Source organism: Rhodococcus sp. P3_B8, from assembly GCF_056402775.1.
This window is the reverse complement of sequence record NZ_JBFUGT010000029.1, coordinates 38310-57422: the sequence shown is the minus strand read 5'-3', so window position 1 is coordinate 57422 and position 19113 is coordinate 38310. Positions and strand designations below refer to the sequence as shown.

Annotated in this window: 17 protein-coding genes and 1 pseudogene; 16 read left to right on the top strand and 2 right to left on the bottom strand. The window is 67.8% G+C overall.

Features of this window, described 5'->3' with window-relative positions; translation table 11 throughout:
• From adh to AC1D1G_RS13820, 8 genes and pseudogenes are all read left to right on the top strand, one after another.
• Positions 1-891: pseudogene (gene adh, locus AC1D1G_RS13855) on the top strand (aldehyde dehydrogenase); the annotation flags it as partial.
• A complete protein-coding gene (locus AC1D1G_RS13850; protein WP_280783594.1) occupies positions 891-1433 on the top strand; it encodes a DUF779 domain-containing protein in 543 nt (180 codons plus the stop codon). The pseudogene adh and the gene AC1D1G_RS13850, both read left to right, overlap by 1 nt.
• A 154-nt stretch (positions 1434-1587) precedes the next feature.
• The gene (gene eat, locus AC1D1G_RS13845) at positions 1588-3042 is read left to right on the top strand and encodes an ethanolamine permease (protein WP_477952523.1); all 1455 of its coding nucleotides are present in this window, start codon (positions 1588-1590) and stop codon (positions 3040-3042) included.
• Positions 3039-4451 (top strand): ethanolamine ammonia-lyase subunit EutB, encoded by a 1413-nt coding sequence (locus AC1D1G_RS13840; RefSeq protein ID WP_265147272.1) that lies wholly within the window; start codon positions 3039-3041, stop codon positions 4449-4451. Before eat ends, AC1D1G_RS13840 begins: the two co-directional genes overlap by 4 nt.
• Positions 4448-5215, top strand: a complete 768-nt coding sequence (gene eutC / locus AC1D1G_RS13835) for an ethanolamine ammonia-lyase subunit EutC (RefSeq protein WP_283332952.1) — start codon at positions 4448-4450, stop codon at positions 5213-5215. The genes AC1D1G_RS13840 and eutC overlap by 4 nt, the downstream gene beginning before the upstream one ends.
• Before the next feature lie 78 nt (positions 5216-5293).
• Positions 5294-5839, top strand: a complete 546-nt coding sequence (locus AC1D1G_RS13830) for a hypothetical protein (protein WP_105412686.1) — start codon at positions 5294-5296, stop codon at positions 5837-5839.
• A gap of 122 nt (positions 5840-5961) precedes the next feature.
• Positions 5962-7302, top strand: a complete 1341-nt coding sequence (locus AC1D1G_RS13825; RefSeq protein WP_411194600.1) for an MFS transporter — start codon at positions 5962-5964, stop codon at positions 7300-7302.
• Positions 7303-7463: 161 nt separating this feature from the next.
• Entirely contained in the window at positions 7464-9101 is a 1638-nt protein-coding gene (locus AC1D1G_RS13820) for an AMP-binding protein (RefSeq protein WP_477952521.1), read from the top strand.
• A gap of 85 nt (positions 9102-9186) precedes the next feature.
• Here AC1D1G_RS13820 and AC1D1G_RS13815 read toward each other — a convergent pair whose 3' ends face one another.
• On the bottom strand, positions 9187-9771 hold the full coding sequence (locus AC1D1G_RS13815; RefSeq protein ID WP_280783599.1) for a GlcG/HbpS family heme-binding protein: 585 nt from the start codon (positions 9769-9771) through the stop codon (positions 9187-9189).
• 163 nt (positions 9772-9934) lie between these two features.
• Between AC1D1G_RS13815 and AC1D1G_RS13810 the strand changes: the two genes are divergently transcribed.
• The 3 genes from AC1D1G_RS13810 to AC1D1G_RS13800 all read left to right on the top strand — a co-directional run bounded on the left by AC1D1G_RS13810 (position 9935) and on the right by AC1D1G_RS13800 (position 12178).
• Positions 9935-11137, top strand: coding sequence for a sensor histidine kinase (locus AC1D1G_RS13810; RefSeq protein WP_477952519.1), 1203 nt, complete (start codon positions 9935-9937; stop codon positions 11135-11137).
• On the top strand, positions 11134-11760 hold the full coding sequence (locus AC1D1G_RS13805; RefSeq protein ID WP_477952517.1) for a response regulator: 627 nt from the start codon (positions 11134-11136) through the stop codon (positions 11758-11760). The genes AC1D1G_RS13810 and AC1D1G_RS13805 overlap by 4 nt, the downstream gene beginning before the upstream one ends.
• Positions 11761-11908: 148 nt before the next feature.
• A complete protein-coding gene (locus AC1D1G_RS13800) occupies positions 11909-12178 on the top strand; it encodes a GlsB/YeaQ/YmgE family stress response membrane protein (protein WP_105412681.1) in 270 nt (89 codons plus the stop codon).
• 109 nt (positions 12179-12287) lie between these two features.
• Here AC1D1G_RS13800 and AC1D1G_RS13795 read toward each other — a convergent pair whose 3' ends face one another.
• On the bottom strand, positions 12288-12893 hold the full coding sequence (locus tag AC1D1G_RS13795; protein ID WP_029539478.1) for an SACE_7040 family transcriptional regulator: 606 nt from the start codon (positions 12891-12893) through the stop codon (positions 12288-12290).
• Positions 12894-13009: 116 nt separating this feature from the next.
• Here AC1D1G_RS13795 and AC1D1G_RS13790 point away from each other — a divergent pair, with 116 nt between their 5' ends.
• The 5 genes from AC1D1G_RS13790 to AC1D1G_RS13770 are packed head-to-tail and all read left to right on the top strand — an operon-like array spanning position 13010 to position 19104.
• Complete coding sequence (locus tag AC1D1G_RS13790; protein WP_283332957.1) at positions 13010-14599, top strand: carboxyl transferase domain-containing protein; 1590 nt, start codon at positions 13010-13012, stop codon at positions 14597-14599.
• A gap of 14 nt (positions 14600-14613) precedes the next feature.
• Positions 14614-16623 carry an acetyl/propionyl/methylcrotonyl-CoA carboxylase subunit alpha gene (locus AC1D1G_RS13785; protein ID WP_317569202.1) on the top strand — a complete coding sequence of 670 codons (2010 nt, stop codon included), beginning with the start codon at positions 14614-14616 and terminating at the stop codon, positions 16621-16623.
• Positions 16620-17780, top strand: coding sequence for an acyl-CoA dehydrogenase family protein (locus tag AC1D1G_RS13780; protein WP_105412678.1), 1161 nt, complete (start codon positions 16620-16622; stop codon positions 17778-17780). The genes AC1D1G_RS13785 and AC1D1G_RS13780 overlap by 4 nt, the downstream gene beginning before the upstream one ends.
• Complete coding sequence (locus tag AC1D1G_RS13775) at positions 17777-18262, top strand: MaoC family dehydratase (RefSeq protein WP_105412677.1); 486 nt, start codon at positions 17777-17779, stop codon at positions 18260-18262. Before AC1D1G_RS13780 ends, AC1D1G_RS13775 begins: the two co-directional genes overlap by 4 nt.
• Positions 18259-19104: an HpcH/HpaI aldolase/citrate lyase family protein gene (locus AC1D1G_RS13770; RefSeq protein WP_283332958.1), complete on the top strand. Its 846-nt coding sequence runs from the start codon at positions 18259-18261 to the stop codon at positions 19102-19104. The genes AC1D1G_RS13775 and AC1D1G_RS13770 overlap by 4 nt, the downstream gene beginning before the upstream one ends.
• Positions 19105-19113 lie beyond the last annotated feature (9 nt).

Genomic DNA, 19113 nt, shown 5'->3' with positions numbered 1-19113 from the left:
GGTGTGGTGAACATCGTCAACGGCTTCGGTGTGGAGGCGGGCAAGCCGCTCGCCTCGAGCCCGCGGATCCGGAAGATCGCGTTCACCGGCGAGACCACCACGGGCCGGCTCATCATGCAGTACGCGTCGCAGAACCTGATCCCGGTCACCCTCGAACTCGGTGGCAAGAGCCCCAACATCTTCTTCTCCGACGTGCTGTCCTCCAACGACGACTACCAGGACAAGGCGCTCGAGGGCTTCACGATGTTCGCCCTCAACCAGGGCGAGGTGTGCACCTGCCCGTCGCGTTCGCTGATCCAGGAGGACATCTTCGACGAGTTCCTCGCGATGGCGGCCATCCGCACCAAGGCCGTCCGCCAGGGCGACCCGCTCGACACCGACACGATGATCGGTGCGCAGGCCTCGAACGATCAGCTCGAGAAGATCCTGTCGTACATCGAGATCGGCAAGGGCGAAGGCGCCAAGGTCGTCACCGGCGGTGAGCGTGCCGAACTCGGCGGCGACCTGTCCGGCGGCTACTACGTGCAGCCGACGATCTTCACCGGTCAGAACAAGATGCGGATCTTCCAGGAGGAGATTTTCGGTCCCGTCGTGTCCGTCACGTCGTTCAAGGACTACGACCAGGCCATCGAGATCGCCAACGACACGCTGTACGGCCTCGGCGCCGGCGTGTGGTCGCGGGACGGTGGCGTCGCCTACCGGGCGGGTCGCGACATCCAGGCCGGGCGCGTGTGGACCAACACGTACCACCAGTACCCCGCGCATGCGGCGTTCGGTGGCTACAAGCAGTCCGGCATCGGCCGCGAGAACCACCTGATGATGCTCGAGCACTACCAGCAGACGAAGAACCTGCTGGTCAGCTACGCCCAGAAGGCTCAGGGCTTCTTCTGATGGACGCAGCCCGGGCGCCTGCGCGCCTGAAGGCAACCGCCGGGGCGGTGGAGCTTCTCCGCCGCCTCGGCGGTACCCACGGGGCGCTGATGATGCATCAGTCCGGCGGGTGCTGCGACGGCTCCGCGCCGATGTGTTACCCCGACGGTGAATTCATCGTCGGCGACCGCGACGTGCTGCTCGGCGTCCTCGACCTGCGTCTCGGTGTCGGGGAGATCCCGTCCACCCGGGCCGAGGGTGCCGATGCCGTGCCCGTGTGGATCTCCGGTTCGCAGTTCGAGGCGTGGAAGCACACTCAGCTGGTGCTCGACGTGGTGCCCGGCCGCGGATCGGGATTCAGCCTGGAAAGTCCCGAAGGCATGCGCTTTCTCAGTCGTGCACGGGCCTTCACCCCGGAGGAGAACACCAGCCTCGCCGCGGAGGAGGTCATCGTGGGCCAGCGGTGGGAGCAGGGCTGGAGGCCCGCCCCGTCCCTCGAACCACAAGTGGTCGCCGAAGCCGTCGACGCATGTCCCGTGCCCGCCCGCCGCCCGGTCCCATAGCACCCGAAGCGCGCTACGACCCAGGTTTTTACGTCGCGGTCACGTTCTGCTGACACGACGTGTACACAACTCGTTCACCATTGGCCTCGGCCGTTCGATTCCGCTCCCCGAGCGGTGCGGACGAGGCACCATTCGGATCGACGTAGGGGACGGAATGTCACTCGTAGAACCATCCAAGAATTCCGGAACCGGTCAACATCACGATGCTGCCGATTTCCACTCGGAAGACAGCAGCTACCTGGAAAAACGCACGCTCCGTAAGGGTTCGGCGGGCTGGGTGCTGCTCGCCGGCCTCGGTGTCAGCTACGTGATCTCCGGCGACTACGCCGGATGGAACAACGGACTGGCCGAGGGTGGATTCGGCGGCCTGCTGATCGCCGGTGTCGTCATCGCGGGCATGTACCTGGCCATGGTGCTGGGCATGGCCGAGATGTCGTCCGCCCTGCCCGCCGCCGGCGGCGGTTACACGTTCGCGCGGCGCGCACTCGGGCCGTGGGGCGGATTCGCCACCGGCACGGCCATTCTCATCGAATACGCGATCGCGCCCGCCGCCATCGCCACCTTCATCGGCAGCTACGTCGAGTCACTGAACCTGTTCGGTATCACCGACGGGTGGTGGGTGTACCTGGCGGTCTACGCCATCTTCATCGGAATCCATCTGACCGGCGCCGGCGAGGCACTCAAGGCCATGTTCGTCATCACGGCGATCGCACTGGTCGGTCTCGTGATCTTCGCGGTCTCCGCGATCGGTCTGTTCGACGCGGGCAACCTCACCGACATCGCCGCGACCGATGCGGTGGGCGCGTCGAGTTTCCTGCCGTTCGGCGCATTCGGAATCTGGGCGGCCGTCCCATTCGCCATCTGGTTCTTCCTCGCCGTCGAAGGCGTGCCGCTGGCCGCGGAGGAAGCCCGCGAGCCGGAGAAGAACGTGCCGCGCGGCATCATCATCAGCATGCTCATCCTCATCGTCACGGGGGCAACTGTCCTGTTCCTCGCTACCGGAGCGCTGGGTGCCGAGAGCCTGTCCACGTCCGGCAATCCGCTGGTCGAGGCGCTCGGTGACGGAACCGCGGCCAAGGTCGTCAACTACATCGGACTGGCCGGCCTCGTCGCCAGCTTCTTCTCGATCATGTACGCCTACTCGCGGCAGACGTTCGCGCTGTCCCGCGCCGRCTACCTGCCGACGAGTCTGTCGATCACCAACTCACGGAAGGCGCCCACTCTCGCCCTCATCGTGCCGGGTGTCATCGGGTTCGTGCTGTCGCTCACCGGTGAAGGCGCGATGCTGCTGAACATGGCGGTGTTCGGCGCGGCCGTCAGCTACGTGCTGATGATGGTCAGCCACATCGTCCTCCGCAGGCGTGAGCCGGAGATGAAGCGGCCGTACCGCACCCCGGGCGGCATCATCACCACGTCGTTCGCGCTCGTCATCGCCGCCGCCGCGGTGATCGCCACCTTCCTCGTCGATCCGGTCGCCGCACTCTGGACGCTGATCGCATTCGCGGCCTTCATGGCGTACTTCGGCCTGTACAGCCGCCATCACCTCGTTGCCAATTCGCCCGACGAGGAGTTTGCTGTTCTTGCGAAGGCAGAGGAAGAATTGGAATGACCACCTACAGTCACGGAGTCGCGGGAACCGGGTACACGTTCGACGGTCTCGTCGACCTCATGGCCAAGGCGACTCCGCTCCGCAGCGGAGACGAACTGGCCGGGTGCGCGGCGTCCTCCGACGCCGAACGCGCCGCCGCGCAGTGGGCGCTGGCCGACGTCCCGCTCGGCACGTTCCTGAACGAACTCGTCGTTCCCTACGAGGACGACGAGGTCACGAGGCTCATCATCGACTCGCACGACCGGGTCGCGTTCGGCGAGATCTCCCATCTCACCGTCGGCGGCCTGCGCGACTGGCTGCTGGACGTCGCGGCGCGAGACGGTGCGGCCGAGACGTTCCGTCGCGTCGCCCCGGGGCTGACACCGGAGATGGTCGCGGCGGTCAGCAAGATCATGCGCAACCAGGACCTCATCGCGGTCGCGCGGGCCGTCACCGTCACCGCGGGGTTCCGGACGACGCTCGGCGTACCGGGACACCTGGCAACCCGGCTGCAGCCCAACCATCCCACCGACGACCCGCGCGGAATCGCGGCCGCCACGCTCGACGGCCTGCTGCTCGGCTGCGGTGACGCCGTGATCGGAATCAACCCGGCCACCGATTCGCCGCACGCCACCGCGGAACTGCTCCACCTGCTCGACGACATCCGTCAGCGCTTCGACATTCCGGCGCAGTCGTGCGTGCTGTCGCACGTGACCACCACGATGGGCCTGATCGAGGAAGGCGTTCCCGTCGACCTCGTGTTCCAGTCCATCGCCGGAACACAGGGCGCCAATTCCAGTTTCGGTGTGGACATTTCGCTGCTCCGTGAGGCCAACGCGGCCGGCCGGTCCCTGAAACGCGGCACCGTCGGCGACAACGTCATGTATCTCGAAACCGGTCAGGGCTCGGCGCTCAGTGCGGGCGCCCACCTCGGCACGGGTGGCAGGCCCGTCGACCAGCAGACCCTCGAGACCAGGGCGTACGCGGTGGCCCGTGATCTCGAACCACTGCTGATCAACACGGTGGTCGGGTTCATCGGTCCGGAGTACCTGTACGACGGCAAGCAGATCATCAGGGCCGGGCTCGAGGATCACTTCTGCGGAAAGCTCCTGGGCCTGCCGATGGGTGTCGACGTCTGCTACACCAATCACGCCGAGGCCGACCAGGACGACATGGACACGCTGCTCACCCTGCTCGGGGTGGCAGGCGCGGCCTTCGTCATCGCGGTACCCGGCGCGGACGACGTCATGCTCGGGTACCAGAGTCTGTCGTTCCACGACGCGCTGTACGCACGTCAGGTGCTCGGACTCAGACCGGCACCGGAATTCGAGGATTGGATGCGCCGTCTCGGCATGGTCGACGACGCGGGACGGGTCCTGCCGGTCGACGCTGCGGCGTCGCCGCTGCGGGCGCTGACGGTGGCACGATGAGCGATCCTGTGGTGCAAGACTTCTGGGCGGAACTGCGGGCCACGACGCAGGCGCGTATCGGTCTCGGCCGCACCGGTGACGCCCTGCCCACGCAGCGCGTCCTCGAGTTCCGGTCGGCGCACGCCGCCGCACGTGACGCCGTCCACCAGCCGCTCGACGCGGAGGCGCTGGCCGAGCAGGTCGAGGCCGTGGGCCTGGGCAGGCCGGTGGTCGTCACGAGTCAGGCGTCGGACCGCAGCGAGTACCTGCGGCGGCCCGACCTGGGCCGCACGCCGGCCGACCTGTCCGCGGTTCCCGTGGGAACGGCCGAGGTGGGATTCGTCCTCGCCGACGGGTTGTCGCCCCGGGCGCTCACCGATCACGGGGTGTCCCTGCTGTCCGCTCTGGTCGACGAGTTCGGCGGGACGTACTCGCTGGCGCCGCCGGTGATCGCGACCCAGGCCCGGGTGGCGCTCGGAGACCACATCGCGCAGGCGCTGGGCGTGCAGACGCTCGTCCTGCTGATCGGGGAGCGGCCCGGATTGTCGGTGGCCGACAGTGTCGGTGTCTACCTCACGCACCTCGCGCGTCCCGGACGCACCGACGCGGACCGGAACTGCGTGTCCAACATCCACCCACCCGAAGGGCTCGGCTACGAACTCGCGGCCCGCGTCGTGGCGGGTCTCGTGTCCGGCGCCAGGAAACTGGGCCGGTCCGGAGTGGAGTTGAAGGACACGTCCCGTGCCGATGCGCTCGCAGCCCCCTCGGAGATCCTCGAACTGTAGTCGTGTTATCTAAAGGGCGGCAGGTCCGGCCGGACCTGCGGAGAACCGCCCTGGACGGGGTGTGACGAGGAGAGATCTATGGCCTTCGCTGGCAATGTGGACGAGTTGGCCCTGCTGCAGGCGGTCCGGTTGAAAGAGCAGGTCAGCGCGGCTGTTCTGGCCGAGCATCTCGGCGTGAGCGCCGCGTCCGCGCAGGCCGCCTACGACGCGCTGCTGACCCAGGGCAAGGCGCAGGAAGTCTCGGACGGCCGGATCGGGCTCACCGAGGCCGGGCTGTCGGAGCTCGAGGATCAGCTCGACGCCGAGCGGGTGTCCATCGACGAGGACTCCATCGCGGAGGTGTACGAGAGCTTCGTGCCGTTCCATGAGGAGTTCGTCGGACTGATCGATTCGGCCGACGCCGATCAGCTGGCCGACCTGGACCGCCGGGCGTCGGTCGTGTTCGACGACCTGTCGGCGTTCGTGCCCCGGTTGTCCCGCTACCAGGACCTGTTCGCCGACGCCCTCGCGAAAGTCGCTGCGGGGGAGACGAAGTGGATCTCGGAACCCGTGATCGACTCGTACGCCACCGTGTGGACCGAACTCCGCAAGGAACTGCTCGGCGCGTCCGGCACCGCCGAGTGACGTGACACGCGTCACCACCCCCCCTATTCGGGGGTGGTGACGCAGTGAGCCGGATCACTACTTTTCCTCTCATCCGGGATACGCCCACCCAGGGTGTTCCCCACGGACCACGGAGGAATCGAGTGACCACAGTCTCCAACTCGGGTGCGGGCGCCCCCCACGCCCCCACACCGGTGCGCCAGGGCGGTACCAGCGTCCGCAAGGTGGCCATCGCCAGCGGCATCGGCACGACCATCGAGTTCTACGACTTCTTCATCTACGGCACCGCCGCAGCCCTGGTGTTCCCCACGGTGTTCTTTCCCGCCCTCGGCTCCACCGCTGGCACCGTCGCCTCCTTCGCGACCTTCGCCGTCGCGTTCGTCGCCAGGCCCGTGGGTGCGATGCTGTTCGGCCACTACGGTGACCGGATCGGACGTAAGAAGACGCTGATCTCCACGCTCATCCTGATGGGTGTCTCGACGTTCCTGATCGGCCTGCTGCCCGGTGCCGCGACGATCGGGGTCGCGGCACCGATCCTGCTGGTGCTGCTGCGTTTCGGTCAGGGATTCGCCGTCGGCGGCGAGTGGGCGGGCGCCACACTGCTGACGGCGGAGTACGCACCCCCGGGCAAGCGCGGCCTCTACGCGATGTTCCCGCAACTCGGCCCCGCGGTGGCCTTCATCCTCTCCAGCGCCACGTTCCTCGTCACCGGCACCCTGCTCGGCGACACCAACGAGGTCTTCCTCGAGTACGGGTGGCGGATTCCCTTCCTGTTCAGCGCCGTCCTGGTCGGCATCGGCCTCTACATGCGGCTGGCGATCGAGGAGACACCGGTGTTCCGCGCGGCCCAGCTGGCCGACCGTGCCGACGCGACCCCGCGGAGCCTCCCGCTGATGGACGCCTGGCGGTACCAGACCAAGGAGATCCTCCTCTCGGCCGGCGCGCTCGCCACACTGTTCGCGTTCTTCTACATGGGCACAGCGTTTCTCACCAGCTACGGCACCAAGACCCTCGGGTTCAGCCGCCCGTTCGTACTGACGGTCGGGATCGCCTCGGCCGTGGTCTTCGGATTCACGATCGTCGTCTCCGCTCTGTACTCGGACCGGATCGGGCGTCGACGGGTCATCATGATCTCCTGCGGACTGGCCGTCGTGTGGGCGCTCGCACTGTTCCCGCTGCTCGACACCGGTTCACCCCTCGCGTTCACGATCGGCGTGATGGTCACGCTCGCCATCTTCGGAATCGCGTACGGCCCCTGCGGCGCCCTGCTTCCGGAAATGTTCCAGACGCGCTACCGCTACACCGGCGCCGGACTCGGCTACAACCTCGCCGGCGTGCTCGGCGGCGCCGTGCCGCCGCTGATCGCCGCACCGCTGGCGTCCGCGTACGGCAGCGCCGCGATCGGCGTGATGCTCGCCGTCCTCGGCGTGGTGAGCCTGCTGTGCACGAAGGCCCTGGTGGAAACGAAAGACGACGCGCTCTGACAGGGCCGGCGAGGGGTGTCCGGACTTCGCACAGATACCGTCGCCCCTCGCCGTGCAGTATGCCCTGGATCACATCAACCAAGAGTAAGTTCGACCGCGGAAGGGCCTTCGGGTCTGCCCGTCCCGTAGGCGCCCGAACGGGCTCCTGGAGAGGAAGAGTGATGACAACCCCGCTTCCCAGCTACACCAACGGCGTGTGGGACGCCCCGATGCTCGGCGACACCATCGGAGACAACTTCGACCGGACCGTGGCGGCTCACGGTGATCGTGACGCCCTGGTCGACCGGCCCTCGGGGCGGCGGTGGACGTACGCGGAGCTGAGGCGGGACGTCGACGCCGTGGCGGCGGGGTTGCTGAAGCGGGGTATCGGRAAGGGCGACCGGGTGGGGATCTGGGCGCCGAACTGCCYGGAGTGGACGCTGATCCAGTTCGCGACGGCCAAGATCGGCGCCGTGCTCGTCAACATCAACCCCGCCTACCGGGCGCACGAGTTGAAGTATGTGCTCGATCAGGCCGGTATCCGTCTGCTGGTGTCGGCGCCCGAGTTCAAGTCCTCCGACTACGCGGCCATGATCGAGGAGGTCCGGCCCCAGTGCCCCGACCTCGAGATGGTGGTGCTCCTCGGCAGTGCCGAGTGGAGCCGGCTGGCGTCGGACGGCATGGCTGCGCACGCCGCCGACCCGTCCCTGCTGCCTGCCGCGCAGGCGGCCCTGTCCTCGGACGACCCGATCAATATCCAATACACCTCGGGGACAACCGGATTCCCCAAGGGCGCGACGCTCAGCCACCACAACATCCTGAACAACGGGTACTTCGTCGGCGAGCTGTGCCACTACACGGAGAACGACCGCGTCTGCATCCCGGTGCCGTTCTACCACTGCTTCGGCATGGTGATGGGCAACCTGGCCTGCACGAGTCACGGCGCGACCATGGTCATCCCCGGGCCGTCCTTCGACCCGAAAGCCACGCTGCAGGCCGTCGAAGCGGAGAAGTGCACGTCGCTGTACGGGGTGCCGACGATGTTCATCGCCGAACTCGCCGAACCGGACTTCGCATCGTTCGACCTGTCGAGTCTGCGGACCGGAATCATGGCCGGATCACCCTGCCCGGTGGAGGTGATGAAGCAGGTCATCGAACAGATGGGGATGGCCGAGGTCTCCATCTGTTACGGCATGACCGAGACGTCGCCGGTGTCGTTGCAGACCCGGTCGGACGACACGATCGATCAGCGCGTGTCGACGGTCGGCCGGGTCGGCCCGCATCTCGAGGTCAAGATCGTCGATCCGGCAACGGGGTTGACCGTTCCGCGGGGCACGCCGGGCGAGCTCTGCACCCGGGGTTACTCGGTGATGCTCGGGTACTGGAACAACCCGGAGAAGACCGCCGAAGCGATCGACGCCGGACGATGGATGCACACCGGCGACATCGGTGTGATGGATTCCGACGGCTACGTCGCGATCACCGGGCGGATCAAGGACATGGTCATCCGCGGCGGCGAGAACGTCTATCCCCGCGAGATCGAGGAGTTCCTGTACACGCATCCGGACATCCTCGACGCCCAGGTCATCGGGGTGCCGGACGCGAAGTACGGCGAGGAACTGATGGTGTGGGTGCGGATGAAGGACGGTACCGAACCCCTGGACGCGGCGAAGGTGCGCGAGTTCTGCACCGGCAAGCTCGCCCACTACAAGATCCCGAAATACGTGCACGTCGTCGACGACTTCCCGATGACGGTGACGGGCAAGGTGCGCAAGGTCGAGATGCGCGAGCAGTCCCTCGACCTGATCGGGCGCACCTGACCCGCCTCGTCACCTGGTCCGCAGCAACGTCGCGACGGCGTCGAACAGCGTGTTCCAGTTCGGGCGTCGACACGGGGGCAGCTCTTCACCCCAGCGTCCCGGCGATCGCGTCGAGCCCGGCGGCCGCACACGCCTGATCCCGCATTCCGTCGGGAGCGCCGCCGACGCCGATTCCCGCGATCGACCCGCCGGCCGACTTCACGCTCACCCCGCCGGCGAGGAACAACGTGCCGGGAAGGTCGGCGACCGTCGCGCCGTCGCCCTTGGCCCGTTCGCTCAGATCACTGGTGTTCGCGCCGAACGCGGCAGCGGTGTACGCCTTCTGACGCGCCGCCTCCACGGTGTGCTGAGCGGCATTGTCCCCGCGCAACATCGCCTGCACGTTGCCGGCGCGATCGACCACCGACACGGTGACGAACCCGAGCCCGTCGGCCTGGCACTTCGCGAGCGCCGCCTGCGCTGCGGCCTGCGCAGTGCCGATACCGAGACGGTTCTGGCTCACCACGCCGTCCGCACCGTCGATCGCGGCCGGCGCGGCGGCGGTCGCCACCGGAGTGGACGTCGGACTCGCCTCGTCGGACGCGGACGTGCCGCACGCCGAGGTGGCGACGATCGCGGCGAGCGGGACGGTGATCGCCAGAATGCGGGGCAGGCGGTGGAAGGTGCGCATCGGAGGGCCTTTCGGGAAGTGACGAGCTGACGTGACCAGCCTGGCCCGGCGGTGCCGGTGACCGCATCGGGCCGCCGGCGCTCCCGAACTCATCCGTCCGGCCCCGGCAGATCATCCGAACGGTGGATCCGCGACCCACGGCACATCCGTAGGATCAGTCGACGTGACGACACCCGTGGACGGAGTGGACAGGCCGGACGGCGCGGGTCTGCGCGGCCCGCTCGCTACCGCCATCCATGTGTCGTTCTACGTCCTTCTCGCGACGTCGACGGCGCGGTACCTTACGTACCACGGCGTGAGCGGACGGTTCGTCGTGGTGGTCGCGTTGATCGCCGCGCTTGCCGCGTCGTACACGGTCACCGCCGTGGTCGCACGGCGGGGAGGCGTGTGGGAACCGTGGGTATGGCCGGTCCTGACGACGTGGGCGGTGCTCGTCTGGCTCGCGCCGAGTTTCGCCTGGTGTGCATTTCCCATGTTCTTCCTGTGCACGCGGGCGTACCCGAGCCGGATCGCGTACCCGGTCGTCGGGGTTCTAGCCGTCCTCACCTCGGTGGCGTTCTTCACCTTCTCCGGCCGCACCGAGTGGGCCGTKCTGGTGGGACCGCTGTGCACCGGGGCGCTGATCGTCATGGCGTACAGCCAGATCGAGCGGGACGGCCGGGAACGGATGCGACTGCTCCGCCAGGTGGCGGAGACCCGGTCCCGGCTCGCGGAGACCGAGCGGGAGGCGGGGGTGCTCGCCGAACGTGAACGACTGGCCCGCGAGATCCACGACACCGTGACGCAGGGGCTGACCAGCAGCCTGCTCCGCCTCGAGGCGGCCGAGCAGATCTGGGCGCAGGCAGATCCGCGGACGGAGGAACGGGCACGTGAGGACGTCCGCGTGGCGACCGGAACGTTGCGCGAGAACCTGGCGGAAACCCGCAGTCTCGTGCACCATCTCGCGGCGCCCAAACTGGAATCCCAGCCACTCGACGCGGCACTGCTCGCCGCCGCGCGCACGCACCACCCGCGGGCGGAGCTCCGGATCGTGGGCACTCCGATCGCGATTCCGGCGGAGGTGACGCACGCTCTGCTGCGGATCACCCAGAGCGCGGTGTCCAACATCGCCCGGCACGCCCACGCCGAGACCGTGGGCGTCACGTTGACATACCTTCCGGAGGCCGTCGCCCTCGACATCTTCGACGACGGCACCGGTTTCGACCCCGCGCCCACCGGATCTCCCTCGGCGCGCGGCGGATACGGTTTGCGCGCGATGCGCAGCCGCGTCGAGCAACTGGGCGGCACGTTCACCGTCGAGAGCGCGCCGGGCGAGGGCACCGTGGTGGCCGCCCAGATACCGTGTGCGAGAGGAACCGCGGCATGACGCCAGTGACCGTGCTGTTGGTCGACGATCACGTGGTCGTTCGTGCCGGGCTGCGAGCGCTTCTCGACTCGCAGCCGGACATCGAGGTGATCGCCGAGGCGGGCACGGGGGAGGAGGCGGTCGACGCCGTGAGCACCTGCCGGCCGCAACTTGTGACGATGGACCTCGCCCTGGGCGCCGGTATCGACGGGGTCGAGGCCATTCGCCGCATCCGGCAGGTCGATCGGGCCCTGCCGGTGCTGGTGTTCACGACCTACGACACGGATGCCGACGTGGTGCGCGCCATCGACGCCGGTGCCATCGGATACCTCCTGAAGGATTCGACACCCCAGGAGATCTTCGCCGCCGTGCGCGGCGCGGCCGCAGGTCAGAGTGTGCTGTCGCCGCCCGTCGCATCGCGACTCCTGCAGCAGATGCAGCGCCCCGAGGAAGCTCTCACGCCGCGGGAGGCCCAACTGCTGACCCTGCTGGCCAAGGGCATGACCAACAAGGAACTCGGAAAAGCCCTCTTCATCAGCGAGGCGACGGTCAAGACCCATCTCGCCCACATCTACGCGAAACTCGGTGTCGACACCCGCGCCGCGGCGGTGTCCGTTGCCCTGCGACGGCAGGGCATTCGCTGAACGGAGGGGGTTCACAGCGGTACGCCGCGTGAACCTTTTGGCAACGATTTGCCGAAGCCCTGTCGAACGGGTGTCCAGGTGGCTATGTTCGAAATGAGCGGTGACCTTCCGCTCGCACCATGAATTGCGTGTTGAGAGGACAAGGGCCATGGTCATGGACATCATCGGCACCATCATCTTCGGTGCGGTCATCGGCGTTCTGGCGCGTCTCGTGATTCCGGGGAAGCAGGCGATGGGGTGGGTCATCACCGTCGTGCTCGGCATCATCGGTGCGCTGATCGGGTACTGGGTGTGGGAGGGGCTCCTCGACAAGGGGGACACCGGCGGAATCGACTGGATCCGGTGGATCATCAGCATCGCCGTAGCGGCCGTGCTGACCCTCGGATACACCTCGATGACGAGCAAGAACAGGGTGTAGGCGCGCCACATCGCACCGTCACGAGAAGGGCCCCGTCCGGTCAGGGCGGGGCCTTTCTGCGGCTTCGCCGCCCGTGCGTACTTGTCAACCGCCGGACGTTAACGAGTACTCACGGGCGCAGGCAGAGAAGCGTCATGTCGCGCAGTACTTTCCGGGTGCGCGAGGGGGTCGTGGGATCGGCGCTGTGCGGGGTCGAGTTGATGAGCCCGAACGTGGCGTGTGCCTTGGTGCGGGCATCCGTCTCGTCCAGTGACGTGTCCACCTGCAGCAGCACCTTCACCCAGATCTCCACGTAGCGCCGCTGCGTCTGCCGGACCTCCCGGCGGGCCTCGGCGGGCAGGCTCTCCAGGTCCCGGTCCTGGATGCGAATGAGGTCGGGTTCGCCGAGCGCGAAGTCCAGATGGAAGTCGATCAGACCCTCCAGGGCCGCTTCCGGGGAGGCGGCCTCCGCCACGACGAGCGACCCGCCCTCGAGCAGGCGCGTGCTGATCCCGACGAGCAGTTCGACGAGGACGGCGTCCTTGTTGGGGAAGTGCCGGTACACGGCGGGGCCGCTGATTCCCGCCGCGGAACCGAGGTCCTCGAGGCGGACACCGAGGAAGCCCCGTTCGGCGATGAGGCGGGCGGCGGCGTCGAGCAGTTGGCGGCGACGATCCGCCTTCATCTGTTCCCGGCGCGTGATCGGCGCTTCGGTGCCGTCGACGTCTGTGGTCATCGCCTTAGCTCTTTCTCGGATGTGGTCTGGACAACTCAGTTAATCACAGTTATCTTAGATTCAGTTATCGAGTATTAACTCACTCGGCACGGGCGTCAAGACGAGAAGGCGGCAGGATGGCACTGAGCGGAACCACTGCACGGGAGGGCTACCGGGCAGGGCACACGAAATTGGTGGACGAGCTGAAGTCGAGGCTGGCCGTGGCCGCGCTCGGCGGCAGCGAGAAGTCGCGCGAGCGGCACGTCAGCCGAGGCAAGCTCCTGCCCCGCGAGCGAGTGGACACCCTGCTCGACCCCGGAAGCCCGTTCCTCGAGATCTCCCCGCTCGCCGCGAACGGCCTGTACGACGACGAATGCCCCGGAGCGGGCGTCATCGCCGGCATCGGCCGGGTGTCCGGGCGGGAATGCGTGATCGTCGCCAACGACGCGACCGTCAAGGGCGGCACCTACTACCCGATGACGGTGAAGAAGCACCTGCGGGCGCAGGAGATCGCGCTGCAGAACCAGCTGCCGTGCATCTACCTCGTCGACTCCGGCGGCGCGTTCCTGCCCAGGCAGGACGAGGTGTTTCCGGACCGCGAGCATTTCGGCCGCATCTTCTACAACCAGGCCACGATGAGCGCGCAGGGCATCCCGCAGATCGCGGCGGTCCTCGGCTCGTGCACCGCGGGCGGCGCCTACGTGCCCGCGATGAGCGACGAGGCCGTCATCGTCCGCAACCAGGGCACCATCTTCCTCGGCGGTCCGCCGCTGGTGAAGGCCGCCACCGGTGAGGTCGTGACAGCGGAGGAGCTCGGCGGCGGCGACCTGCACTCGAAGGTCTCCGGCGTCACCGACCACCTCGCGGAAGACGACCAGGACGCGCTGCGGATCGTGCGGAACATCGTCGCGACCCTCGGCCCGCGCGCCGAGCGGCCGTGGGACGTGATCAGCGCCGTCCCCGCGTCGGCATCGCAGACCGACCTCTACGACGTGGTCCCCACCGACCCGCGCACCCCGTACGACGTCCACGAGGTCATCGACCGCATCGTGGACGGCAGCGAATTCCAGGAGTTCAAGGCGGAGTACGGCAAGACTCTGGTCACCGGTTTCGCGCACATCGAGGGCCACCCGGTCGGCATCGTCGCCAACAACGGCGTGCTGTTCGCCGAGTCCGCGATGAAGGGCGCTCATTTCATCGAGCTGTGCGACAAGCGCAAGATTCCACTTCTGTTCCTGCAGAACATCGCAGGCTTCATGGTCGGTCGCGACTACGAAGCGGGCGGCATCGCCAAGCACGGCGCCAAGATGGTGACCGCGGTGGCGTGCGCCCGGGTTCCCAAGCTGACCGTCGTGATCGGCGGCTCCTACGGGGCGGGCAACTACTCGATGTGCGGGCGGGCCTACTCGCCGCGGTTCCTGTGGATGTGGCCGAACGCCCGGATCTCCGTGATGGGCGGCGAGCAGGCGGCGTCGGTGCTCTCGACGGTGCGCAGCGAGCAACTCGACAGCGCGGGCAACCCGTGGTCGGCCGAGGACGAAGAGGCGTTCAAGGCGCCGATCCGTGATCAGTACGAGGCGCAGGGCAATCCGTACTACTCGACGGCCAGGCTGTGGGACGACGGCATCATCGACCCCGCCGACACCAGAACTGTTCTCGGACTGGCGCTCTCGGTGTGTGCGAACGCACCGATCGAACCGGTCTCCTACGGCGTTTTCCGGATGTGAGTGGAATGACTGAAATGACTCGGATAGATACCGTCCTGGTAGCCAACCGCGGCGAGATCGCGGTGCGCGTGATCCGCACGTTGCGGGCCATGGGAATCCGTTCCGTCGCCGTGTTCAGCGAGGCGGACCGGGACGCGCGGCACGTCCGTGAGGCCGACACGGCGGTGCTGCTCGGTCCGGCCGCGGCCCGGGAGAGTTACCTCGTCATCGAGAAGGTGATCGCGGCGGCCCGCGCCACCGGCGCGCAGGCCATCCATCCCGGTTACGGGTTCCTGTCGGAGAACTCCAAGTTCGCCGGGGCCTGCGCGGACGCGGGAATCGCGTTCCTCGGCCCGTCCGCGCACGCCATCGAGGTGATGGGCGACAAGATCACCGCCAAGAACGCGGTGGCGAAGTTCGACGTGCCCGTCGTCCCCGGCATCGCCCGTCCCGGCCTGTCCGACGACGAACTGATCGCGGCCGCAGGCGACATCGGATACCCCGTCCTCGTCAAGCCGTCGGCAGGTGGCGGCGGCAAGGGCATGCGACTGGTGGAGGAGCCGGGCGCACTCGCCGAGGCACTACGCAGCGCGCGGCGGGAGGCGGCGTCGGCGTTCGGCGACGACACCCTCTTCCTCGAACGATTCGTGCTGCGGCCCCGGCACATCGAGGTGCAGATCCTCGCGGACGGGCACGGGAACGTCGTCCATCTCGGTGAGCGCGAATGCAGTCTGCAGCGTCGCCACCAGAAGGTCATCGAGGAGGCGCCGTCGCCGCTGCTGGACGAGGCGACGCGCGCCCGGATCGGCGAGGCCGCCTGCAATACGGCGCGCAGCGTCGACTACTCCGGAGCGGGAACGGTCGAGTTCATCGTCTCCGCCGACAAGCCCGACGAGTTCTTCTTCATGGAGATGAACACCCGGCTGCAGGTCGAGCACCCGGTCACCGAACTCGTCACGGGCCTGGACCTCGTCGAGTGGCAGGTGCGAGTGGCCGCCGGTGAGCCGCTCGGCTTCACCCAGGACGACATCACCCTCACCGGTCATGCCATCGAAGCCCGCGTCTACGCCGAGGATCCGAGTCGCGGATTCCTCCCCACCGGCGGACTCGTGGCCGACGTCGTCGAACCCGCCGGTCCCGGTGTCCGGGTCGACTCCGGGCTGCAGCCCGGCACGGTGGTCGGCAGCGATTACGACCCGATGCTGGCGAAGGTCATCGCCCACGCCGGCGACCGCGCCGGTGCGCTGCGCAAGCTGGACCGGGCGCTGGCCGGCACCGGTGTGCTGGGAGTGGTCACCAACATCGAGTTCGCGCGCTTCCTGCTCGCCGATCCCGACGTGGTGGCCGGCAACCTCGACACCGGTCTGCTCGACCGACGGCTCGAGGACTTCGTCGCCGCGGAGGCCACCGACGCCGCCCTGATCGCCGCTGCGGCTTTCCGCTGGTTGCAGCGCTGGCCCGAGCGGGCACAGGCCGATCCGTGGGACGTTCCCAGCGGCTGGCGGGTCGGCGTTCCCGCGCCCACCAGCATCCGGTTGTCGTCTGCCACCCGCACCGACCACGTGCGCATCACGGGCAGTCCGTCCGAGGCCACCGCGCAGGTCGAGGACGGCGACACCCTCTCCCTGACGGCGGCGCTCGACGGGGCCACGCTCTCCGTGGTGATCGACGGCAGGCGCGAAACCTACCGGGTCGCCCAGACCGACGGGCACATCTGGCTCGCCGGTTCCGACGGCACGACGATGCTGCGTGAGGTTCGCGAACTCAGTGTCCGCACCGGCGACGTCCACGCCGGCGAGGCCGAGATCACCAGCCCCATGCCCGGATCCGTCATCGCCGTCGGTGCCGAAGCGGGCGCCCACGTCACCGCAGGCCAGACACTCGTCGTGGTCGAGGCGATGAAGATGGAGCACTCGCTCACCGCCCCCGTCGACGGCGTCGTCGACATCCTCGTCGCACCCGGTGACCAGGTGATGGTCGACCAGCTGCTCGCGCGAGTCACCCCGCACACCGACACCACCGACACGAAAGAAGACGCGTCATGACCGAATTCCTTGCCACCGGCCAGCTTCCCGACGAGTACCAGCAGTTGGCGAAGACCGTCGCCGATTTCGCCAAGAACGTGGTGGCACCGGTCGCGGCGGAACACGACGCCAACCACACGTTCCCCTACGAGGTGGTGGCGGGAATGGCCGACATGGGCCTGTTCGGCCTGCCGTTCCCCGAGGAGTACGGCGGAATGGGCGGCGACTACTTCGCACTCTGCCTGGCACTCGAAGAACTGGGCAAGGTCGACCAGAGTGTCGCGATCACCCTGGAAGCCGGCGTGTCGCTGGGCGCGATGCCGATTTACCGGTTCGGCAACGAGGAGCAGAAGCAGGAGTGGCTGCCGCAGCTGACGAGCGGCAAGAGCCTGGCCGCGTTCGGGCTCACCGAGCCGGGTGCCGGAAGCGACGCCGGCGGGACGAAGACCACCGCGAAGTTCGACAGCGGTGAGTGGATCATCAACGGCAACAAGCAGTTCATCACCAACTCCGGCACCGACATCACCAAGCTCGTCACCGTCACCGCGGTGACCGGAACGAAGGAAGGCAAGAAGGAGATCTCCACCATCCTCGTGCCGACGTCGACGCCGGGCTTCACCGCCGAGCCGGCGTACAACAAGGTCGGCTGGAACGCCTCCGACACCCACCCGCTCACGTTCTCGGACGTGCGCGTTCCCGAGGAGAATCTGCTCGGCGAGCGTGGCCGCGGGTACGCGAACTTCCTGCGGATCCTCGACGAGGGCCGCATCGCCATCGCCGCGCTGAGCGTCGGCGCCGCCCAGGGATGCGTCGACGAGTCGGTCAAGTACGCCAAGGAACGCGAGGCGTTCGGACGGCCCATCGGCCACAACCAGGCCATCGCCTTCAAGATCGCCCGCATGGAGGCGCGCGCCCACACCGCGCGCACCGCGTACTACGACGCCGCTGCCCGGATGTTGTCCGGCAAGCCGTTCAAGAAGCAGGCCGCCATCGCCAAGCTCGTCGCCTCCGAGGCCGCGATGGACAACGCCCGGGACGCCACCCAGATCCACGGCGGCTACGGATTCATGAACGAGTACACCGTGGCCCGGCACTACCGTGACAGCAAGATCCTGGAGATCGGCGAGGGCACCACCGAGGTGCAGCTGATGCTGATCGCGCGGGAGGCCGGCCTGTGACCGCGACGACCGAACCGAAGCGAATCGTTCAGCGGGGCCTGTGGTTCGAGGAGTTCGAGCTGGGAGCGGTGTACGAGCACCGTCCCGGCCGGACCGTCACGGAGGCCGACAACGTCCTCTTCACGACGCAGACGATGAACACCCAGGCACTGCACCTGGACGCCGCGTACAGCGAGAACACCCAGTTCGGTGAGCGCCTCGTCAACTCGATGTTCACCCTCTCGACCGTGGTCGGATTGTCGGTGGCACAACTGACGCAGGGGACGATCGTCGCGAATCTGGGGTTCTCGGAGATCAGTTTCCCGAAACCGCTGTTCCACGGCGACACGCTCTACGCGGAGACGAAGATCGTGGACAAGCGCGAGTCGAAGAGCAGGCCCGGCGAGGGCATCGTCACGCTCGAGCACACCGGCCGCAACCAGAACGGCGACGTGGTGGCGATCGCGGTCCGCAAGACCCTCGTCCAGAAGAAGCCGTCATGAGCTGGGAACTGCCCGGGCCCGCCTGGTTGTTCTGCCCGGCCGACCGGCCCGAACGGTATGCGAAAGCGGCTGCGGCAGCCGACGTCGTGATCCTCGACCTCGAGGACGGGGTGGCGCCCGCGGACAAGGAAGCGGCGCGGGTCGCCCTGATCGACACCCCGTTGGATCCGGATCGCACGGTGGTGCGAGTCAATCCGGTCGGAACCGAGGATCACGAGCGAGACCTTCTGGCACTCGACGGCACCCGCTACACGAGGCTGATGCTGGCGAAGTGCGAGTCCGCCGACCAGGTGCTGTCGTTGGCGCCGCGTGAGGTGATCGCCCTCGTCGAGTCGCCTCTCGGTGCGCTCGCGGTGAGCGAGATCGCGCTGGCGGCGAGCACGATCGGCGTGATGTGGGGCGCCGAAGATCTCGTGGCGGCGATGGGCGGCAACTCCAGTCGCCGCGAGGGCGGCAGCTATCGTGACGTCGCCAATCACGTGCGGTCGTCGACACTGCTGGCGGCCAAGGCGTATCACCGGCTCGCCCTGGATTCCGTATATCTCGACATCAAAGACCTCGACGGGTTGCGCGCGGAGGCGGTCGACGCCGTCGCCGTCGGATTCGACATCAAGGTCGGCATCCATCCCAGCCAGATCGCGGTGATCCGGGAGGCGTACGCGCCGTCCGACAAGGACGTCGACTGGGCGACGCGGGTTCTCGCCGCCGTCGCCGACGAACGGGGAGTCTTCGCGTTCGAGGGAAAGATGGTGGACGCGCCGGTCCTGCGTCACGCCGAGGCGATCCTGCGCCGCTCCCAGGTCGGTTCGAAGGGGAAGAGCACGTCCGAGTCCCCGCAGTAGGCGGCGAAA